At 59.5% G+C, this 19,578-nt stretch carries 15 protein-coding genes; 6 read left to right on the forward strand and 9 right to left on the reverse strand.

The window, feature by feature from the left end:
- Positions 1–39: 39 nt before the first annotated feature.
- From QRN60_RS15540 to QRN60_RS15565, 6 genes are all read right to left on the reverse strand, one after another.
- Positions 40–1,638 carry an MFS transporter gene (locus tag QRN60_RS15540; RefSeq protein WP_003508354.1) on the reverse strand — a complete coding sequence of 533 codons (1,599 nt, stop codon included), beginning with the start codon at positions 1,636–1,638 and terminating at the stop codon, positions 40–42.
- Complete coding sequence (locus tag QRN60_RS15545; protein WP_020813628.1) at positions 1,635–2,075, reverse strand: DoxX family protein; 441 nt, start codon at positions 2,073–2,075, stop codon at positions 1,635–1,637. Before QRN60_RS15545 ends, QRN60_RS15540 begins: the two co-directional genes overlap by 4 nt.
- Positions 2,076–2,283: 208 nt before the next feature.
- Positions 2,284–4,266, reverse strand: a complete 1,983-nt coding sequence (locus tag QRN60_RS15550) for an amidohydrolase (protein ID WP_020010106.1) — start codon at positions 4,264–4,266, stop codon at positions 2,284–2,286.
- Positions 4,266–4,556: a XapX domain-containing protein gene (locus QRN60_RS15555; RefSeq protein WP_087746309.1), complete on the reverse strand. Its 291-nt coding sequence runs from the start codon at positions 4,554–4,556 to the stop codon at positions 4,266–4,268. The genes QRN60_RS15550 and QRN60_RS15555 overlap by 1 nt, the downstream gene beginning before the upstream one ends.
- Before the next feature lie 72 nt (positions 4,557–4,628).
- Entirely contained in the window at positions 4,629–5,321 is a 693-nt protein-coding gene (locus QRN60_RS15560; protein ID WP_087746307.1) for a hydrolase, read from the reverse strand.
- Positions 5,322–5,464: 143 nt separating this feature from the next.
- Positions 5,465–6,397: a VOC family protein gene (locus tag QRN60_RS15565; RefSeq protein WP_080864639.1), complete on the reverse strand. Its 933-nt coding sequence runs from the start codon at positions 6,395–6,397 to the stop codon at positions 5,465–5,467.
- Between the two features lie 119 nt (positions 6,398–6,516).
- On the opposite strand from QRN60_RS15565, the gene QRN60_RS15570 reads away from it, so the two are divergent.
- A complete protein-coding gene (locus QRN60_RS15570; protein WP_003508348.1) occupies positions 6,517–7,416 on the forward strand; it encodes a LysR family transcriptional regulator in 900 nt (299 codons plus the stop codon).
- A gap of 120 nt (positions 7,417–7,536) precedes the next feature.
- Here QRN60_RS15570 and QRN60_RS15575 read toward each other — a convergent pair whose 3' ends face one another.
- Genes QRN60_RS15575 through QRN60_RS15585 form a run of 3 tightly spaced genes read right to left on the reverse strand, consistent with a single transcriptional unit; the run spans position 7,537 to position 10,291 of the window.
- Positions 7,537–8,616: an alpha/beta hydrolase gene (locus QRN60_RS15575; protein ID WP_112295884.1), complete on the reverse strand. Its 1,080-nt coding sequence runs from the start codon at positions 8,614–8,616 to the stop codon at positions 7,537–7,539.
- Positions 8,617–8,642: 26 nt separating this feature from the next.
- Positions 8,643–9,107: a cyclophilin-like fold protein gene (locus tag QRN60_RS15580; protein WP_111792738.1), complete on the reverse strand. Its 465-nt coding sequence runs from the start codon at positions 9,105–9,107 to the stop codon at positions 8,643–8,645.
- Positions 9,104–10,291, reverse strand: a complete 1,188-nt coding sequence (locus QRN60_RS15585) for an MFS transporter (RefSeq protein WP_112295885.1) — start codon at positions 10,289–10,291, stop codon at positions 9,104–9,106. The genes QRN60_RS15580 and QRN60_RS15585 overlap by 4 nt, the downstream gene beginning before the upstream one ends.
- Before the next feature lie 125 nt (positions 10,292–10,416).
- Between QRN60_RS15585 and QRN60_RS15590 the strand changes: the two genes are divergently transcribed.
- The 5 genes from QRN60_RS15590 (at position 10,417) to glf (ending at position 19,547) form a co-directional block, all read left to right on the forward strand.
- Positions 10,417–11,310, forward strand: coding sequence for a LysR family transcriptional regulator (locus QRN60_RS15590; RefSeq protein ID WP_035213264.1), 894 nt, complete (start codon positions 10,417–10,419; stop codon positions 11,308–11,310).
- A gap of 709 nt (positions 11,311–12,019) precedes the next feature.
- Entirely contained in the window at positions 12,020–14,962 is a 2,943-nt protein-coding gene (locus QRN60_RS15595; protein WP_112295898.1) for a beta strand repeat-containing protein, read from the forward strand.
- 93 nt (positions 14,963–15,055) lie between these two features.
- The gene (locus tag QRN60_RS15600; protein WP_112295886.1) at positions 15,056–16,021 is read left to right on the forward strand and encodes a glycosyltransferase; all 966 of its coding nucleotides are present in this window, start codon (positions 15,056–15,058) and stop codon (positions 16,019–16,021) included.
- A 220-nt stretch (positions 16,022–16,241) separates the two neighbouring features.
- The gene (locus QRN60_RS15605; protein WP_112295887.1) at positions 16,242–18,287 is read left to right on the forward strand and encodes an O-linked N-acetylglucosamine transferase, SPINDLY family protein; all 2,046 of its coding nucleotides are present in this window, start codon (positions 16,242–16,244) and stop codon (positions 18,285–18,287) included.
- A gap of 102 nt (positions 18,288–18,389) precedes the next feature.
- Complete coding sequence (glf, locus tag QRN60_RS15610; protein ID WP_003510423.1) at positions 18,390–19,547, forward strand: UDP-galactopyranose mutase; 1,158 nt, start codon at positions 18,390–18,392, stop codon at positions 19,545–19,547.
- Positions 19,548–19,578 lie beyond the last annotated feature (31 nt).

A 19,578-nucleotide genomic window follows, 5' to 3' on the forward strand; every position in this document is an offset into this window, starting at 1 on the left:
GGCAACAACAAAAAAGGGGCCTTTCGGCCCCTTTCTGTCTTATGCCTTCCCCGGACGGTTGATTGTTAGGAAGTGCCGCACGACAGGCTTTTCCAGTCCGGAATGGTAAGCCAGCACCTTGCCCTGCAAATCCGCGTCGGCATGGGAAACCCGCTTGTGCTGGCGCAGATGTTCAGCCCAGGATTCCACCATGAACCATTCGACAATCTTCTGCGGATCGGCGGAGTCTTCCGTCACGCCCCAGCCATAGGCGCCATCGCGGCGACGTTCCTGGGAGAGTTCGTCCAGCGCATGCAGGAAATCGGAACGGTGATGCTTTTCGACATTATATTCGATCAGGATCAGAACCGGGCCGCGATCATGAGCCACCGGCTCGGCAACGAGCGGTTCGGGCCAATGGTTGGACGGCACCATATCCGCATCGCCCGCAGGCAGTTTCAGACGGTGCATGACGAGGCCCGCAACCAGCAATCCCGCAGCGCCGATCAGCAACGCACCCGGCACGCCTGTGGCTTCACCAACAGCACCCCAGCCAAGGCTGCCGGCCGTCATCGCGCCATTGAAGACGGTGAGATAAACGGCAAGGCCACGGCCACGCACCCAGTTCGGCAGAACTGCCTGGGCTGCGCCATTCAGCGTCGTCAGCGCCGTGATCCATGCGCCACCGAGGAACAGCAGGATGATGATGGCAAGCCACTTTGGCGGTGCGAAGGACAGTCCAGCCATGACGAGCGCAGTCGTGAGAGCCGCACCCAGCAACAGGGCATCGGCATCGAAACGTTCGCGCAGCTTCGGCATGACCAGCGCGCCGCAGATGGCGCCGGCACCGACGGCACCGAGCAGGATACCGTAGAAGCTCGCATCTCCACCGAGCAGTTGCCGGGCGACCAGAGGGAGCAGTGCCCAGACAGCACTGGCGAATGCAAAGAAGATCGCTGCCCGCAGCAGGACGACATGCAGCGGCTTGCTGGCGCGGGTATAACGAAGGCCCGCCCGGAATGCGCCGAAGAAACCTTCCGCCAGTGCATCATTGGCGTTCTTTGCCCGTGGCCACCACAGAAGGGCGGCGATAACCACGAAATAGCTGGCGACATCAGCGCCATAGGTAAAGGCCGCCCCGAAGGCCGCGAGCAGGATGCCGCCGGCGGCCGGGCCGATGGAACGGGCGATGTTGATGCCGAGCGAGTTCAGCGCCACGGCGCTCTTGATATCCTCACGTTTCACCAGCTCCGGCACGATGGCCTGCCAGGTCGGGCCCATCAGCGCGGCGCCGATGCCGCCGAGGAAGGTGAGACCGATCAGCGCGCTGACGGACAACAGGCCGGTTTGGGCCAGAACCATGAGGGTGACGCTGACGGAGGCCAGCAACAGCTGCACGGCGATCAGGAATTTGCGGCGGTCGAGAATATCGGTCAGCACGCCGGCCGGAATTGCCAGAAGAAAGATCGGCAGCGTCCCTGCCGCCTGAACCATGGCGACGGCCGCCGGCGAGGCCGAAAGATCGGTCATCAGCCATGAACTGGCGACATCACGCATGAAACTGCCGGTATTGCCGAGCACCGTCGCGGCCCAGAGGACGGCGAAAACTGGTTGCGCAAGAGGAGCAAAGCTGCTCGCCGAGGATTTTGCGGCACTCATTTGCCTGTTCCTTTCGTGAGATCGATTGCGGCGACGATGATGAAGGCGCCGGCAAGGCCAAGATGCTCGAAGAAGGCGTTGGTGGCCATCATGCGGTCCATGCCGGGCGCCATTTCCCAGAAGCGAAGAGCGATGAAGGTGGCCAGAAGCGTGAAGCCCGCAAGTGCCAGAGCACCGGCCCAACGCAGGAAGCCCGACACCACCAATGCGGAGGCGGTGAGTTCGAACAGGATGACGACGACGGCGAATGCGGCCGCCGGCTGAAGGCCAAAATGGTTCATCTCGGCGATCGCGCCGGGGAAGTCGAAGATCTTGGTCAGCGGCCCCTGAATATAGGCCGAGCAAAGCGCCAGAAGCGCAAGGGTCTTTGTGGCGGGGGCGGCAACGACATTTGCGAGGAAGCCGCGAAGGCGAAGGGTTGAAGATGGCTCGGTCATTTTTTGCTCCTGCGATCTGGCCGGTCGGTTCGAGCGGCGCTGCGTTCATGTGATGGAGCGATATTGGCGCAAAGGATTACCGCCAACAATTGCATCAATAGTTTCTATATAATTGCGAATTTTGTAATATTCTTTTTATCGCCGGATCTTTCGCAGACAACGGGCAGCGGCAATCCACTGCCCGTTGGATTTATCTTGCCAATCAGCCTCAGACCGCCCAGCAGGAGCAGCCGAGAGCGCCGAAAAAGCCCTTCAGATCGGCAATCGGCAGTTTCGACGTCCATGCGCCGGCATGGTCGTGACCATGCACACCGCAATCACTGGCACAGCCGCAGGACGAGATCGCCGCCCGTCTGAGCGAGTTCTTTCCGGCACCCTGCGGCTCACCCCAGGCGGCATAACCGCCGAAGGTTCGCACAGGCGACCAGTCGGGCATCGCCGGCGGAATATTGCTTTCATCAAGCGTCCTGAAGTCGCCGGCGCCATAGACGATCTTGCCGCCGACCATGGTCAGTTCGGAGGTAAGGAAGGAGATTTCATCCTCCGCGCAGGAGAAATAATCCTTGTCCGGCACCACGAGATCGGCGAACTGGCCTTTTTCGATGCGGCCCTTCTTGCCTTCCTCGTTGGAGAACCAGGTGACTTTTTCGGTCCACATGCGCAGCGCCGTCTCGCGGTCGAGGCAGTTGGCGCGCGGATAAAGCTGCATGCCGCCCACCGTCTTGCCCGTCACCATCCAGAACAGCGACACCCACGGATTATAGGAGGCGACGCGTGTTGCATCCGTACCGGCCGAAACGTTCACGCCCTTTTCCAGCATCCGCGCAATCGGCGGTGTGGCCTCCGCCACGCCCTGGCCATACCGTTCAACGAAATATTCGCCCTGATAGGCCATGCGGTGCTGGGTTGCGATGCCGCCGCCAAGCGCGGCGATGCGGTCGATCGAGCGGTCGGAGATGGTTTCGGCATGATCGAAAAACCAGTTCAACCCTTCGAGCGGGATATCCCGGTTGACCTTTTCGAAGACATCCAGCGCCCGCGAAATGGTCTCGTCATAGGTGGCGTGCAGACGCCAGGGCCAGCGGTTTTCCGCCAGAATCCGGACAACGTCTTCAAGCTCGCCTTCCATTTCCGGCGGCATGTCCGGCCGTGGCTGGCGGAAATCCTCGAAATCGGCAGCGGAAAAGACCAGCATTTCGCCTGCACCATTGTGCCGGAAGTAGTCGTTACCCTGCTTGTATTTGACCGATGACGTCCAGTTGAGGAAGTCCTCCTTCTCCTGCTTCGGCTTCTGGGTGAAGAGGTTGTAGGCCAGCCGAACCGTCATCTGGTTCTCATCCGACAGCTTCTGGATCACTTCGTAATCATCAGGGTAATTCTGGAAGCCGCCGCCCGCGTCGATCACGCCGGTCACACCCAGCCTGTTCAGCTCGCGCATGAAGTGGCGGGTGGAATTGACCTGATAATCGAGAGGCAGCTTCGGCCCCTTGGCGAGCGTCGAATAGAGGATGCCGGCATTCGGCTTGGCGAGCAGCAGGCCGGTCGGATTGCCGTTCGCATCGCGGGTGATCTCGCCGCCGGGCGGGTTCGGCGTATCCTTGGTGTAACCGACGGCACGAAGCGCTGCGCCGTTCAGCAGCGCCCGGTCGTAGAGATGCAGCAGGAAGACCGGCGTATCCGGCGCCACCGCATTGATTTCCTCGATGGTCGGCAGGCGCTTTTCAACGAATTGATGCTCGGTGAAACCGCCCACGACCCGCACCCATTGCGGGGCCGGGGTAATAGCCACCTGACGCTTCAGCATGTCCATGGCATCGGCAAGCGAGCGCACGCCATCCCAGCGCAGTTCCATGTTGAAGTTCAGGCCGCCGCGCACGACGTGGGTATGATTGTCGATCAGGCCGGGCAGAACCCGCTTGCCCTTCAGGTCGACGATCTTCGTATCCGGCCCGGCAAGGGCCATGACCTCGGCATCGCTTCCCACTTCCAGGAACAGGCCATCCTTGATGGCCACTGCCGTTGCATTCGGATTGCCGCGATCGAGCGTCGTGACGCGGCCGTTGTGAAGGATCGTATCTGGATGCATGGAAGAACCTCCGGTCTTGATGAGATCAGCGGCCTTAGCCGGTGAAAACAGATTCGGAAAGGCAAGGCTCGAAGCCGCGCCAAGAAAGGTGCGTCGTGTCGGCATCAGCTTCTCTCCCGGTTGATAGGCTGTTTGACCTCGGCAAGGCCAGTTGTTTCAGCGCCACCCTTCGGCATATGGCCGAACATATGCGGCTTGATCTGGTTGATCCACGAAACGGCGGCCGGTTCCTTACCGACGATCGTCTTCGCGAAAGGGATGATCTGCTCTCCAACCAATATGCCGAGCAGACCGACGAGAGCGATGACGGGTGGTGCGGGAGAACGCACATTGAGCAGGCTGTAAACGATGCCGACCAGCAGACCGGCGCCAAGGGACAGAAGATAGACTTTCATCGAAACCTCCTCGATGGGTAAAAGCCGCACCGGACTGGATGACGATCCTGCCGGCGCGGCGTGGTTGAAAGCTTATTTCTTGGCCGGGTTGGGGCCGATGCGCTTGCCGTGCTTGACGCGCTCGGCACCGCCGTGGACATGGGTGACGGCATAATCGATGCCCATACCGTAGGCGCCGGAATGTTCCTTCACCAGTGCGGTGACGGCGTCATAGGTTTCCTTGCGTGCCCAGTCGCGCTGCCATTCGAGCAGCACCTGCTGCCAGGTCACGGGAATGATGCCGGCCTGCACCATGCGGTCCATGGCATATTTATGCGCGTCGAGAGAGGTGCCGCCGGAGGCGTCCGCCACCATGTAGATCTCGTAATCCGCGACATCATGGAGCGCCGAGAGTGCGAAGGTGGTGTTGCAGACTTCCGTCCACAGGCCGGAGACGACGATCTTCCTGCGGCCACCAGCGGCGTTCTTCGCCAGCGCATCGCGGACATTCTGGTCGTCCCAGGAATTCATCGAGGTACGCTCGAGAATGTCGTTTTCCGGGAAAACCGCGAGCAGTTCCGGGAAGGTGTTACCGGAGAAGCTTTCCGTTTCAACCGTGGTGATGGTCGTCGGGATGTTGAAAATCTTTGCCGCCTTGGCGAGGCCGACGACATTGTTCTTCAGGGTCTGGCGATCGATCGACTGCACACCGAAAGCCATCTGCGGCTGCTGGTCGATGAAGATGAGCTGGCTGTTGGCGGGGGTAAGGACTTCGAGCTTGGACATTTTCAGTTCTCCGTTCAGGTGGTGATTGCCGATCTACGGCGGTGGAAACTAGGAAGGCTTCGCCGGTCGGCTGCCCGGCAGGGGCAGCCGTCTTGAAAAGTATAAATCTGTTTTGGTCAGTGGACGCGGATCAGAGACCCGCTTTATGCCGCAAGGGGAGCGAGGTTGGCCTCGATCTGGTTGCGGAAAGGCTCGTAGCGGCTCGGCAGCTTGAGCGCTTCGCCCAGATGCGCGGTATCCTCGTCACGGTCGAAACCGGGTTCATTGGTGGCGACTTCGAACAGAATGCCGCCCGGCGTGCGGAAATAGATCGCCCAGAAATAATCGCGGTCGATGACGGGGGTGACCTGATAGCCCGTATCCATCAGCGCCTTGCGCACTTCCAGCTGCTTTTCGCGGTTTTCGACTGCGAAAGCGATATGGTGGACCGAACCTGCCCCCGGACGGGCAAAGGGCGTCTTCGGCAGGGCCGCAAGATCGATCGTGTCGGCCCCGTTGCCGCCGGGAATGATGAAGCGCGTCACATTGCCTTCAGCATCAGCCCGTTCATAGCCCATGAAACGAAGGAGTTCCTCAGTCGCGGCCGTGTCGTTCAGATTGAAGCGCGCGCCGGTGAAGCCCCGTATGGCGCTGTCTTCGGAAATACCCTCGGCCAGCCAGGGGGCGCGGGCATCATTCTCCGTTTCGATCAGCGCAAGTCCATCGCCATCGGGACCGGTGAAGCGCAGGCGCTCGGCGCCGAAAACCGTGTCGGCCTGAAGGCCGGCGGCGCCTTTGGCAAGCAGGCGCTCTTTCCAGAAGCCCAGCGAACCCTTCGGGATGGAAAACTGCGTCTCGCCCACCTCGCCGACGCCGGGACGGCCGGCCATCATGTTGGCGAAGGGAAAATAGGTCATGACCGTGCCGGGCGTGCCATTTTCGTCGCCGTAATAAAGGTGATAGACGCTGGGTTCGTCAAAGTTGACGGTTTTCTTGACCCGGCGCAGGCCGAGCGTATCGGTGAAGAAACTGTTGTTCTGCCGCGCATCCGACGCCATCGAGGTGACGTGGTGCAGGCCCTTGATATCCTTGATCATCGGCGGCGCCTTTCGTTGTTGGTGTGTCCGTTTCGATGGACAGAGATGTAACCCGCTTGATTGCATCGCGGAATTGCAATATTTCTCTCGAATGAATTGCGATTTTTGAAATAATAGAGATGAACGACCATAAAGCTCTGAAAACCTTTCTGATGGCGGCCGAAAAGCGCAACTTCGCGCAGGTCGCCCGTGAACTGGGCATGACGGCGGCTGCCGTCACCCGTGCGATTGCCGCGCTTGAAGACGATCTCGGTGTGCAGTTGTTTGTCCGCACCACCCGACAGGTTTCCTTGACGACGGACGGCGCCATCTTCGCCGCACAGATCCAGCCGGCGGTCGAGGCGCTTGAGAACGCCCGGCGCGATGTCCGCAACGCCCATAAGGCCGATGAGGGGCGCCTGAGGATCAGCGCGCCGACATGGCTTGGCAAGACGGTGCTGCCGCCGATCCTGTCGGGTTTCCGGGAACTCTATCCAAAAATGTGCTTCGAGATTTCCCTGTCGGACGGCCTGATCAATATCGTGGATGACGACTACGATCTGGCGATCCGCATCTCGTCCGCCCCGTCAGACAAATTCACCATCTGGCGCAAGATCAGGGCCGTGCCGCGAATATTGGTGGCGGCACCGGGCAGCCGCTTCACGCAGATGGAACATCCAAGCGAACTGACCCCTGACGATTGCCTTGCCTATAGCGGTGAAAGCCGGCGGGAGAACTGGGTCCTGTCAGACGGCGGATCGAGCATCGCCATCTCGGCCGGCCGCGCATTCAGCGCCAATAGCGGCGAGGTTCTGGCCGATATGGCGGCAGATGGCGCGGGCGTGGCGATGCTGCCGGGATTTAATATCGCCGAGCATATCCATAGCGGCCGGCTCGTTCATGTCCTGCCCGGCTGGGCGCCGCCCGAACTCTGGCTGACGCTCTATTATCCGCCCTATCAGACGCTGCCGCCCCGTATCGCGACCTTCTCGAAATTCTTCGAGGAACAATTGCCGGCGCATATGGTGATGCTGGACTAGAGCCGGCGACCTTGACCCCGCCGACGCGCACGAGCGCGTCGGCCTGATGCGTGGCTTAGCGTGGCGGCAGCAAGAAATGGCAATAGCCGGGGCTGCCGCAACGTTCTGATGGTCGGGCCTCTAGGCCAGATGCTGGCTGAAGAAGGCGGCGATCCGGTCGAACGGGATTTTGTCGGCGCGGTCATACAGGTCCGTATGGTTGGCGTCCGGAATGATCACGAGTTCCTTCGGTTCGGCAGCGGCAGTGAAAGCTGTCTCGCTGAAATATCGGGAATGCGCTTTCTCGCCATGGATGAACATCACCGGGCGCGGCGATATTTCGGCGATATAGGTCAGGATCGGCATGTTCATGAACGACAGGGGTGTCGTCTGCGTCCAGGAATTACCCGAATTGACAGCACGCGCATGATAGCCGCGCGGCGTCCGGTAGTAGTCGTGATAGTCGATCAGGAACTGCGCTTCGCCACCCTTGAGATCGTTATAAGGCGGCTGATAGGCGGGGCTTCCCTTTTCCGCATCCTGCCAGCGCTGCCGGCTCATCTGCTCCAGCGCCTGTGCGCGCTGTTCGAGGGTAACGCTGTCGTTGTAGCCTTTGGACATGGCCCGCGTCATGTCATACATGGTGCTGGCCACGACCGCCTTCACGCGCTTGTCCGCCGCGACAGCGTTCAGCGCCATGCCGCCCCAGCCGCAGATACCGATGACACCGATACGCTCGCGATCCACATAGGATTGCAGCCCGATGTAATCCACCGCGGCGCTGAAGTCCTCGGTATTGATATCCGGCGAGGCGACGTTCCGGGGCTCGCCGCCGCTTTCTCCGGTATAGGAGGGATCGAACGCCAGCGCGGCAAATCCGCGCTCCGCCATGGTCTGCGCATAAAGACCGGATGACTGTTCTTTTACCGCACCGAAGGGGCCGCTGATGACAAGGGCGGCCAAAGGCGCACTTTCGCGGTTCTTTGGCAGGTAGAGGTCACCTGCCAGGGTAATGCCGTAGCGGTTCTTGAACGAGACCTTCTGGTGATCGACATTGTCGCTCTTCGGGAAGACCTTGTCCCATGAAGAGGTTTGGGCGAAAGCCTGCGTCGCGCTCGCCATCGGCACCATGCCCATTGCGGCGACGGCGATGCCCGTTGCCTTCATCAGGTTGCGCCTGCCGGTATTGCAGGTTTCATCAGTTTCAACTGGCTTGCTCATGCTGGGAACTCCTGTTGTGGTTCGGTTCATTGGACGCGTTCGATGCGCAGCGGAAATTCCCCGGGGATATGAAGCGCTTCATAGCCTTTATCGAAGCGTCCCAGCCGGATGAGGCCGGGATGCCTGTAGTCGGCATAGAACATCGCGAGATTGCCCCAGGGCATGTAATAACAAAGGTCGTAAGGTCGCTCGTTTTCGAACGGACCGTGGCCTTCGACCGTCAGCTTTCGAGGGAGATAGGCGATCTTCTCGTTGGAGCCGAAGTCAGCGATCCTGACGTCGAGCGGCAGCATGGACGCGAAATCGCGGGCTGACGGATTGTTGTAGAGCGTCGCTATCATCGTGTTTTCTGCGAAAATCAGCTTGATCTTCAAATCGGTCCTCTCCTGATTGTTAGGCCCGCCTTTGCTGAAAGCTCGCCCGGGCAGGATGAAGGCGGCGGCCATCGCCAGCAGGATGCGTCGGGCGAAAACCGCCGGGCGACCATTCACGATCGCCTCCGCGCCAGCCGCCAGGCGACAAAAGAGGCAAGCGAGGAACCGCAGAGCAACAATGCGCTCAGTGTGAAGGCCGACCACCAGCCGAAACTGTCGAATAAAATGCCGCCGACCGAGGCCCCCGCCGTGATCGCCAGTTGAATGACGGCAACCTGCAGCCCGCCGCCGGTCTCGGCATCATCAGGCAGAATGCAGCTCAGCCAGGTGCCCCAGCCAACCGGTGCGGCGGTTCCAACGAAACCCCAGCCGACAAGTGCGGCTGCGACAGGAAGTTTCGCGTCGCCAAAGGCGACCATGAAGAGCGCGATACCGGCCATCAACAGGGGAATGATCGCAAGAATGCTGAAGAGACGGTGTTGCAGCAGCCGGCCGACGACCCAGGTTCCAACCGCCCCCGCCAATCCCATGATCAGCAGCAGCAGCGACAGCATCGTGATTTCGACCCGCGTGACCTGCTCGAGAAAGGGCCGCAGATAAGTAAAAAGTGCGAACTGACCCATGAACAACAGCAGGATCGCGACCATGCCCGCCGTGACGGCTGGACGTCCAAGCAGCCTGAAGACATTCGCGGATGAAAGGGCGCGGCGCGGCGGAAGTTCCGGCAGGACGATCCATTGCCACAGGAGCGCAAGCAGGCCGATAGGCACGACCAGAAAGAAGGCGCCGCGCCAGCCGATATAGGCGCCCAGCAGGCTGCCAAGTGGGGCGGAAACCGTTGCCGCAACCGCGTTGCCGGCATTCAGCAGTGCAAGTGCTTTCGGCACCTGATCATGGGAGACGAGACGCATCACGATCGCGGTGGACATCGACCAGAAGCCGCCGATCGAGATTCCGAGCAATGCCCGGCCAAGCATCAAGAGCGGGAAAGACGGTGCAAGGGTGACCACGATGCCGGACACCATCAAGAGCGCCGTGAGGCCGAGTACGACAACGCGCCGGTCCAGCCGCCGGGTCAGGCCGGTAATCAACAGGCTGGTGATAACCGCAAAGATGCCGGAGATGGAGATCGCCTGCCCCGTATTACCTTCTGAAACGCCGAGATCGGCGGCGATCGGCGTCAGCAGACTGACGGGCATGAATTCCGAAGCGATCAACACGAAGGCGCAGAGCGTCATGCAAAACACGGCGCTCCATGCCGCATGTCTGCTGCCCATCTTTTCGTCATAGGTGAGAGTCATTCGCCAGATCCCACTAAAATCCCGGTTTCTTTCGATGGCGGGAAGATATTGCCGGGCGACTTTGCGGACAATCCGTGCTAATTCGCATGGACTTATCGAAATTCAATATTAATCAGAGGTTTTTGATGCAGCGAGAGGATATGAAGGATCTCCTCTGGTTCATGGAGGTTGCCAAAGAGCGGAGCTTTACGAAGGCTGCGGCGACGCTCGGAACATCGCAATCGACATTGAGCTATACAATCAAGCAGCTTGAAGCCCGGCTGGGCGTGCGCCTGCTGACGCGGACGACACGCAGCGTGGCCACGACGGAAGCCGGCGAACGCCTGCTTTTATCTATCGCTCCGCGATTTCAGGGGATCGAGGCGGATCTGGCGGATCTCGTCGCCTTTCGCGAAAAGCCCTCAGGCACCTTGCGCCTCACCCTGTCCGATCACGCCCTGCAAACAACCGTCTGGCCGAAACTGGGCCGCGTCCTGTCCAACTATCCCGACATTCGTATTGAGCTCTATAGCGACAATGGCATGCGCAATATTGTCGAGGAACGCTTCGACGCCGGCGTGCGACTGGGCGAGAGCGTCGACAGGGACATGATCGCCGTTCGGATCGGCCCGGACTGGCGTCTGAGAGCCGTGGCTTCGCCAGACTATTTCGTCAGACACGGCATCCCTGTCATACCCCAGGATCTGGTCGGCCATGTCTGCATCAATACACGTCAGGCAACCTGGGGTGGATTTTACGCCTGGGAATTTGAAAAGGACGGGCGGGAGCTGCGGGTCAGGGTTGACGGACAACTAAGCTTCAATTCCTCGATCTCCCAGATCGACGCCGCGATGAAAGGCTACGGGATCGCATACGTTCCGGAAGACCTCGTCGAGGCGCACATCGCTGAAGGGAGATTGCAGGCGGTTCTGGACAATTGGAGCGAGCCCTTCACCGGCTATCACCTCTATTATCCGAGCAGGCGTCAGATGTCTCCGGCGATGAAGGTGATCATCGACGCCCTGCGCCATCATGCCTGATACGGAGGGTTGACCTCCTATCGGAACAACCGCCCTGAACCCAAACCGGCCGGCATTCGTGGCGGATCATCGCGGCCCGCGTCTGCCCGCCTAAAGCATTGCCATATCCACGAAACGGGAAATCACAGCTTCCTCTCCCTAAAAACAAACTTCACGGCACCCGATATAAAGGAGACAAAGCAAATTATTGACTGCGGCTGACGCCCGTTACATCAGCGAATCAGCTTGCGACAAGAATTGTTGTTCCGTTTTGACCGACAATAAACATTAAACCCTTGCGCTCCCGCCTGCTCAAACGGGCGCTACTTATACGAGCGCGGACATATCTGGTTTCCCGCAGTGAAAACCGACCGACTGGGTAATTGGATTCGCAATTTTATACTCTATAAAGCTCTAAGATACGCAAACATCAAGAATAAACGCGCCCCCTCCAAATATTAACTAGGCTTTAAATGTTCGCCTGATATGACACGCACGTCGCGAAGATGTTAAGCGGCGGAAATTATTAAGCGGCATTCGCACAAGCTAGCGTGGAAAATCCGGGCCCCGTTCTCCGGCTCGAATTGCATGATGCCTTTCCAGCGCAGGTTCACATGAGCCATGTTCTCCACAATTTCGCTTTATTTGCGGATGTCGGACCGCTGTCATCATGGGCAGTGTCTGGCGGCAGATAGGCGTGACCAGTCGCCATTCGGTAAAGGACACGTTCATGACTTCGATTCTTTCCTCACTGTCTGCTGTGCAGATTTCCAAGCTTTCCACGTCCACCATTGCCAGCCTAACCTCTGAAGACGTGAATGCCCTTGACAGCACCAAGATCAAGGCCCTCTCGTCGTCTCAGATCGCTTCTTTGAGCACAGATAACCTTGCGCTCTTCAGCTCTGAAGACCTCCGGGCCATTTCCGTAAGCGCCTTTAAGGGACTGACCCTGACCCAGATCGCAAAACTGAGCTCCGCTCAGATCAGCGGCCTGTCGGCGTCTCAGGTTACGGCACTTTACACCAGCCAGATCGACGCCCTCTCAACCGACCAGATCAAGGCTCTTAACTCGGCTCAGGTCGCCGGTCTCAACTCCGCACAGGTTGCAACCCTGAACAGCAGCGAACTGGCTCTGTTCTCGACCGACGAAATCAAGGCCATTAGCGCCAATGCAATTGCCGGCCTTTCTGCGGCTGCACTTGCTGCCCTCAGCACCGAAAACGCCGCCGCTCTGACAAAGTCTCAGATCGCCGCCCTGTCTTCGACGCAGCTGAACGCCCTGTCCTCCGACAGCCTTGCCACCTTCTCCGCCGATGAAGTCAAGGCCATCAGCACCAAGCTCCTCGCCGGCCTCGACGTCACCAAGCTGAGCACTGGCAACATCGCCGCCCTGAGCAGAACGCAGATTTCGGCACTGTCCTCGGCACAGTTCGCAGCTCTCTCGACCGATCAGATCAAGGCGCTCAACTCCGATCAGATCGCCGGTCTCAGCTCCGCACAGGTTGCCACCCTGAACAGCAGCGAACTGGCTCTGTTCTCGACCGACGAAATCAAGGCCATCAGCGCCAATGCCATCGCCGGTCTTACCCTGGCTGGTCTCGGCACCGAAAACGCCGCCGCTCTGACAAAGACGCAGATCGCCGGCCTGTCTTCGACACAGCTGAACGCCCTGTCCTCCGACAGCCTTGCCACCTTCTCCGCCGATGAAGTCAAGGCCATCAGCACCAAGGCACTCGCTGGCATCGACGTCACCAAGCTGAGCACCGGTAACATCGCCGCCCTGAGCAGAACGCAGGCAGCGGCGCTTTCCTCGGCGCAGTTCGCAGCTCTCTCGACCGATCAGATCAAGGCACTCACCTCCGATCAGGTCGCCGGTCTCAGCTCCGCACAGGTCGCCACCCTGAACAGCAGCGAACTGGCATTGTTCTCCTCTGACGAGATCAAGGCTATCAGCGCCAATGCCATCGCCGGTCTTTCCGCCGCTGCACTTGCTGGCCTCGGTACAGAAAACGCCACCGCACTGACAAAGACGCAGATCGCTGGCCTGTCTTCGGCACAGCTCAACGCCCTGTCCTCCGACAACCTTGCCACCTTCTCTGCCGACGAGGTCAAGGCCATCAGCACCAGAGCCCTCGCCGGTCTTGATGCCAGCAAGCTGAGCACCGGCAACATTGCGGCCCTGAGCAGAACGCAGATTTCGGCACTGTCCTCGACACAGTTCGCAGCTCTCTCGACCGATCAGATCAAGGCCCTCAACTCCGATCAGGTTGCCGGTCTCAGCTCCGCCCAGGTTGCGACCCTGAACAGCAGCGAACTGGCACTCTTCTCGACCGACGAGATCAAGGCCATCAGCGCCAATGCCATCGCCGGTCTTACCCTGGCTGGTCTCGGCACCGAAAACGCCGCCGCTCTGACAAAAACGCAGATCGCCGGCCTGTCTTCGACACAGCTGAACGCCCTGTCTTCCGACAGCCTTGCCACCTTCTCCGCCGATGAAGTCAAGGCCATCAGCACGAAGGCTCTCGCAGGCATCGACGTCACCAAGCTGAGCACCGGTAACATCGCCGCCCTGAGCAGAACGCAGGCAGCGGCACTGTCCTCGGCGCAGTTTGCAGCTCTCTCGACCGATCAGATCAAGGCCCTTAACTCCGATCAGGTTGCCGGCCTCAGCTCCGCACAGGTCGCCACCCTGAGCAGCAGCGAACTGGCGCTGTTCTCGACCGACGAGATCAAGGCTCTCAGCGCCAATGCCATCGCCGGTCTTACCCTGACCGGTCTCGGCACCGAAAACGCTGCGGCATTGACCAAGACGCAGATCGCCGGCCTGTCTTCGACACAGCTCAACGCCCTGTCTTCCGACAGCCTTGCCACCTTCTCCGCCGATGAGGTCAAAGCCATCAGCACCAAGGCACTGGCAGGCCTCGACGTCAGCAAGCTGAGCACCGGTAACATCGCCGCCCTGAGCAGAACACAGGCCGCAGCACTTTCCACGGCGCAGTTCGCAGCTCTCTCGACCGATCAGATCACGGCCCTCGGCTCCGATCAGGTCGCCGGTCTCAGCTCCGCCCAGGTTGCGACCCTGAGCAGCAGCGAACTGGCACTCTTCTCGACCGATGAGATCAAAGCGATCAGCGCAAATGCCATCGCCGGTCTTTCCGCGGCGGCGCTCGCGGGCCTCGGCACCGCAAACGCCGCGGCACTGACAAAGACGCAGATCGCTGGCCTGTCTTCGGCACAGCTTGGCGCCCTGTCCTCTGATAGCCTTGCCACCTTCTCGACCGACGAGGTCAAGGCCATCAGCACCAAGGCACTCGCAGGCCTCGATGCCAGCAAGCTGAGCACCGATAACGTCGCCGCCCTGAGCAAAGCACAGGCCTCAGCGCTCTCTTCGGCACAGTTCGCGGCCCTGTCGACCGACCAGATCAAGGCCCTCAACTCCGATCAGGTTTCCGGCCTCAGCTCCGCACAGATCGCGACCCTGAACAGCAGCGAACTGGCACTCTTCTCGACCGATGAAATCAAAGCGATCAGCGCAAATGCCGTCGCCGGTCTCTCCACAGCTGCCATTGGTGGTCTGAACAGCGCCCAGGCCGGCGCTCTCTCGCCCCAGCAGCTCAAGGTCATGAACGATGCACAGGTCGAGGCGGTCATCAAAGCCTACAAGGCAGTATAAGACTTAAACGACCAGAAAACCTACGACGCGGCTCAGGGCCGCGTCGTAACATTTTAATTGCAGAATGCCCCAGAAGGACATTCAGTCTCTGTCATGGCAAAAATATCCATCATCATTCCGGCCTTCAACATGGCCAGTCTTATCGCCGAGACACTCGACAGTGTTCTGCGTAATGAAACCGAAATGGATATCGTCGTTGTCGACGATGCCTCCGCCGACAATACCTGCGACATCGTTGAGCAATACATGGCGCGGCACGCCAATATAAGGCTGATGCGCAGCGAGACGAACACCGGCCCGGGCGTCGCCCGCAACAGGGCGCTGGCGACAATCGACAGCGAATATTGCCTGTTTCACGATGCTGACGACCTCCTGCATGGGGGAGCCGTCGATACCGTTCTGCCCCTGATGGACGAGACGAATATCGATGTCGCGGCATTCAGATATAGCGTGCTGAGAACGGCCGGTGGCGCTCCTGGCGAAATGGCGCCTATCGACAAGAATATCTGGGATAGCGTCCTCGGTAGTCGCGACAGCGCCATGATCGATCTCGACTCGACCGCGCAATTCCTGGTGACGATCAACTACCCGTGGAACAAGATACTGCGGACATCTTTCATTCACCAGACGAAATGGCGCTTCTCCACGGCGCGGATCAACGAAGACATCCTGCCGCATTGGGCGGCCTATATGAATGCCGGGCGCTTTCTGGCCATTAACAGCAGCCTGACAACACATCGCCTCATCCCGGGACGGGAGCAGCATACGAGCACTTTCGACGAGCGCCGACTTGAAATGTTCGCGGCGCTGAAAGACACCGAAAAGCTTTTCCTGGAAAATCCGATCTTCAGGGCAAAATATTACCCGATCTTCATCGTCTTCAAGGCAGGTCTGCTGGAATGGGCGGCCAAGCAGATGCGGGAGGACCTGCACGGTCTTTTCCGGGAATATGTCGCACATTCATACCAATACTTCACAGACGAAGACTTCGACAGTGTCTATAGGATAAACCCGTCAATCGCTCTGGCGAGCTACAGGATGAAACATTCCCGTCGCTAGACATGTGAGCGATCCTTATTGCAGCACGACAGCATCAACGCCTCAGAAGCCGGCGCCTGACTGGGAGAAACCTTCGCCCCGCCGGGCCGCCGGCTGATCTGGACACGCAACCCCGCCTCAAACACATCCAGCCACAGGCAAGTTACCTGCGATAGCTAAATACGGCCCATCAACAGGCCGTTTTTATCTTCGACCCTTTGTCGCCTTGCCGCAGGATGTCATGACCGCCAACCACGTCTCTCCTTCAAATGACGACACCGCTCCCAGCGCACTTGATCTTGCGCGGAACCAACGGTTAAGTCTCATGGATCTGCTGAGCGTGACCGAGGCGCTCAATGCCGCCGGCCAACGAGCCGCTGCTGTGGAACTCTACAAGACCTGGGTCGCATTCAACGACAACAATCCCGTCATTCATCTTGCCTATTTCAACTATGCCGTCGCGCTCAGCCAGCTCGGCGACCGCGCGGGCGCCGTACAGGCATTCCGCGCCTGTTTGAAGGCCAATCCGCAATTCGCTCCCGGCCACATCAATCTCGGCCGTGTCCTTGAAGATAGCGGATTGATCGGCCAGGCTGTGGAACAGTGGTCGCATTATGCCGAGACAACGAAACATCTCGACGCCGAAGCGGTGGGCCATCGGCATATGGCCCTGCAGAACATCGGCCGGGTCCTCGAAGGCGCTGGAAAGCTTGATGACGCTGAGACCGCCTTGCTGCAGGCGTTCGAGTTGCGGCCGGAATTGCCGGAAGCAGGCCAGCACTGGGTGTCATTGCGGCAGCGGCAGTGCAAATGGCCGGTGCTTGCGCCCTCGAACCACGTCCCTGCCCGCAAGATGCTCGACGCCATGTCGTCGCTGACGCTGAGCTGTTACGCCGACGATCCGATGTTCCAGCTGGCCAAGGCATATCGCTATAGCAAAACGGTGGTCGGCACGCGCCCGGACCTCAGCCGTTTTCCGCGCAGATCACCGAAGCAGAAGTCCGGGACCGGTGAGCGGCTGCGCGTCGGCTACCTCTCGTCGGATCTTCGCGACCATGCCGTGGGCTTCGCTCTTTGCGAGGTTCTGGAGTTGCATGACAAGAACAGCCTTGAGGTTTTCGCCTATTATTGCGGTAACGTCCGCAACACTGACAGCACGCAGGAGCGGATCAAGGCGGCGGTTCATTGCTGGCGGGATATCCATGGCCTCGACGATGCCGCGGCGGCATCGCAGATCATTTCCGACGACATTGATATCCTGATCGACGTGAATGGCTACACCAAGGACGCTCGCACGAAGATTTTCGCCTATCGTCCCTCGCCTGTTATCGTCAGTTTCTGCGGCTATCCCGGATCGATGGGAAGCCCCTTCCATCATTATCTGATCTCCGACGGCTACATGATCCCGCCGGAGAACGACATCTATTACTCCGAAAAAGTCCTGCGCATCGCGTGTGACCAGCCGCTTGATCGCAAGCGCCCAATCGCCGCCCGGCCAAGCCGGGCCGAGGTCGGACTGCCGGAGGATGCATTCGTTTATGCCAGCTTCAATGGCATGCAGAAGATTACCGAAAGCTGCTTTGCGCGATGGATGACGATCCTGTCTGAAACGCCCGGCAGCCTGTTGTGGTTGCTGGCGGGCGATGAAGATGTCAATCAGCACCTGCAAGGCATCGCAGAAAAAAGTGGCATCGCACCGGAACGGCTCGTATTTGCGCCGAAGGTCCCGAACCCGCAACATATTGCCCGTATTGGCGTCGCCGATCTGTTTCTGGATACGTTCCCCTATGGCGCTCACTCCACAGCCGCGGATGCGATAACATCCGGCCTGCCCGTCCTCACCATGCCCGGCAAGACATTTGCGGCGCGCTTCTGCGGCAGCATCGTCACAGCAGCGGGTGTTCCGGAAATGATTTGTTCTTCGCCGGAAGATTATGTCGCACGCGCCATCGGTTTCGAACGCGACCGGAAGAGCCTTCTGGAGGTTAGAGAATCGATCGCCCGGCAGCGCGACACCAGCGTATTGCGCGATATTCCCGCTCTGGCGCAACGTCTGGAAGAGCTGTTCTGGCAAATGCAGGGCGAATGTGAGCGCGGCGAGACACCGGTGCCGGATCTCAGCAATCTCGATCTCTATTACGAACTGGGCGCGGAAGCCGTTTTCGAGAACATAGAGTTTGAAGACGAGCAGAGCTACCGCAACCGCTACCTCAAGAAGCTCACCCAGTGGCACGACTATGCGCCAATCCCCTATGACCGTCGCCTCTGGCAGAAACCGGACAACTGAGCGCGGACTATTCTCGACCGGCCGGGGCACGCGCTGCACGGCAGCTCTTCGATGCAAATCTTGACCGCCCGCCGGGCGACGTATGAACAGGACTGATTACCAATGTTCGCGGACGAAAGAATTGTCATTGTGGGCGCCGGGCTTTCCGGCGCAGTCATTGGCCGGGAGCTTGCACTGGCAGGCCATATGGTCGACATCGTCGACGCCCGCGATCACATTGCCGGCAATTGCCACACCGAACGCGACAGTGAGACTGGCGTCATGGTGCATGTTTACGGTCCGCATATCTTCCATACCGACGACAAGGAAGTCTGGGACTATGTGAACGGCTTCCAGACGTTCATGCCCTACAAGAACCGCGTCAAGACGACGAGCGGCGAGCGCGTCTATTCGCTGCCGGTCAATCTGCATACGATCAACCAGTTTTTCGGCAAGAATTTCCGACCCGATGAAGCCCGGGCCTTCATCGAGGAAAAGGCCGACAAGTCGATTACCGACCCACAGACCTTTGAGGAGCAGGCGCTACGCTTCGTCGGCCGCGATCTCTATGAGGCCTTCTTCAAGGGATATACCGAGAAGCAATGGGGCTGCTCGCCGACAGAGCTGCCGGCCTCGATCCTGAAGCGCCTACCGGTGCGCTTCAACTATGACGACAACTACTTCTTCCACAAATATCAGGGCATGCCGGAAACCGGCTATACGGACATGATCGAGCGCATCCTCGATCATCCGAACATCACCGTCAGGCTTGGCACACATTTCCAGCGCACCGAGGCGCCCGCCTCCGGGCACGTTTTCTATTCCGGTCCGCTTGACGGTTATTTCGACTTCGAATTCGGCCGCCTGGCATACCGGACGCTGAACTTCGAACGCTTCACCTATGACGGCGACTACCAGGGCTGCGCGGTGATGAACTATGGCGATGTTGCGGTACCCTTTACCCGCATCACCGAACACAAGCACTTTTCTCCGTGGGAGGAACATGCAGGCTCCGTCTGCTACAGGGAGTTCTCCCATGAATGCGGCCCGCAGGACATTCCCTATTATCCCATCCGGCTGGTCGAAGACAAAGAACAGCTTGCCGAATATGTGGCGCGTGCCGAACGGGAAGCGTCGGTAACCTTTGTCGGACGGCTGGGGACCTATCGTTATCTCGACATGGATGCGACCATTCGAGAGGCGCTCGATACCGCCCGCCTCTATCTCGCCAGGCAATCGGAGGGCGCACCCATGCCGGCATTTCTGCATTCGCCCGTCTGAGACGGATCTGTCGCGTTCTTCTCCATAACAC

Origin of the sequence: Agrobacterium sp. CFBP2214, from assembly GCF_030209895.1 — a bacterium.
In the GTDB taxonomy this organism is placed as follows: domain Bacteria; phylum Pseudomonadota; class Alphaproteobacteria; order Rhizobiales; family Rhizobiaceae; genus Agrobacterium; species Agrobacterium radiobacter.

Coding starts and splice junctions, on each gene's coding strand:
- QRN60_RS15540 (WP_003508354.1), bottom strand. CDS start 1,638: ATGAGTGCCGCAAAATCCTCGGCGAGCAGCTTTGCTCCTCTTGCGCAA.
- QRN60_RS15575 (WP_112295884.1), bottom strand. CDS start 8,616: ATGAGCAAGCCAGTTGAAACTGATGAAACCTGCAATACCGGCAGGCGC.
- QRN60_RS15595 (WP_112295898.1), top strand. CDS start 12,020: ATGACTTCGATTCTTTCCTCACTGTCTGCTGTGCAGATTTCCAAGCTT.
- QRN60_RS15605 (WP_112295887.1), top strand. CDS start 16,242: ATGACCGCCAACCACGTCTCTCCTTCAAATGACGACACCGCTCCCAGC.
- QRN60_RS15555 (WP_087746309.1), bottom strand. CDS start 4,556: ATGAAAGTCTATCTTCTGTCCCTTGGCGCCGGTCTGCTGGTCGGCATC.
- QRN60_RS15570 (WP_003508348.1), top strand. CDS start 6,517: ATGAACGACCATAAAGCTCTGAAAACCTTTCTGATGGCGGCCGAAAAG.
- glf (WP_003510423.1), top strand. CDS start 18,390: ATGTTCGCGGACGAAAGAATTGTCATTGTGGGCGCCGGGCTTTCCGGC.
- QRN60_RS15560 (WP_087746307.1), bottom strand. CDS start 5,321: ATGTCCAAGCTCGAAGTCCTTACCCCCGCCAACAGCCAGCTCATCTTC.
- QRN60_RS15600 (WP_112295886.1), top strand. CDS start 15,056: ATGGCAAAAATATCCATCATCATTCCGGCCTTCAACATGGCCAGTCTT.
- QRN60_RS15585 (WP_112295885.1), bottom strand. CDS start 10,291: ATGACTCTCACCTATGACGAAAAGATGGGCAGCAGACATGCGGCATGG.
- QRN60_RS15550 (WP_020010106.1), bottom strand. CDS start 4,266: ATGCCGACACGACGCACCTTTCTTGGCGCGGCTTCGAGCCTTGCCTTT.
- QRN60_RS15590 (WP_035213264.1), top strand. CDS start 10,417: ATGCAGCGAGAGGATATGAAGGATCTCCTCTGGTTCATGGAGGTTGCC.
- QRN60_RS15545 (WP_020813628.1), bottom strand. CDS start 2,075: ATGACCGAGCCATCTTCAACCCTTCGCCTTCGCGGCTTCCTCGCAAAT.
- QRN60_RS15565 (WP_080864639.1), bottom strand. CDS start 6,397: ATGATCAAGGATATCAAGGGCCTGCACCACGTCACCTCGATGGCGTCG.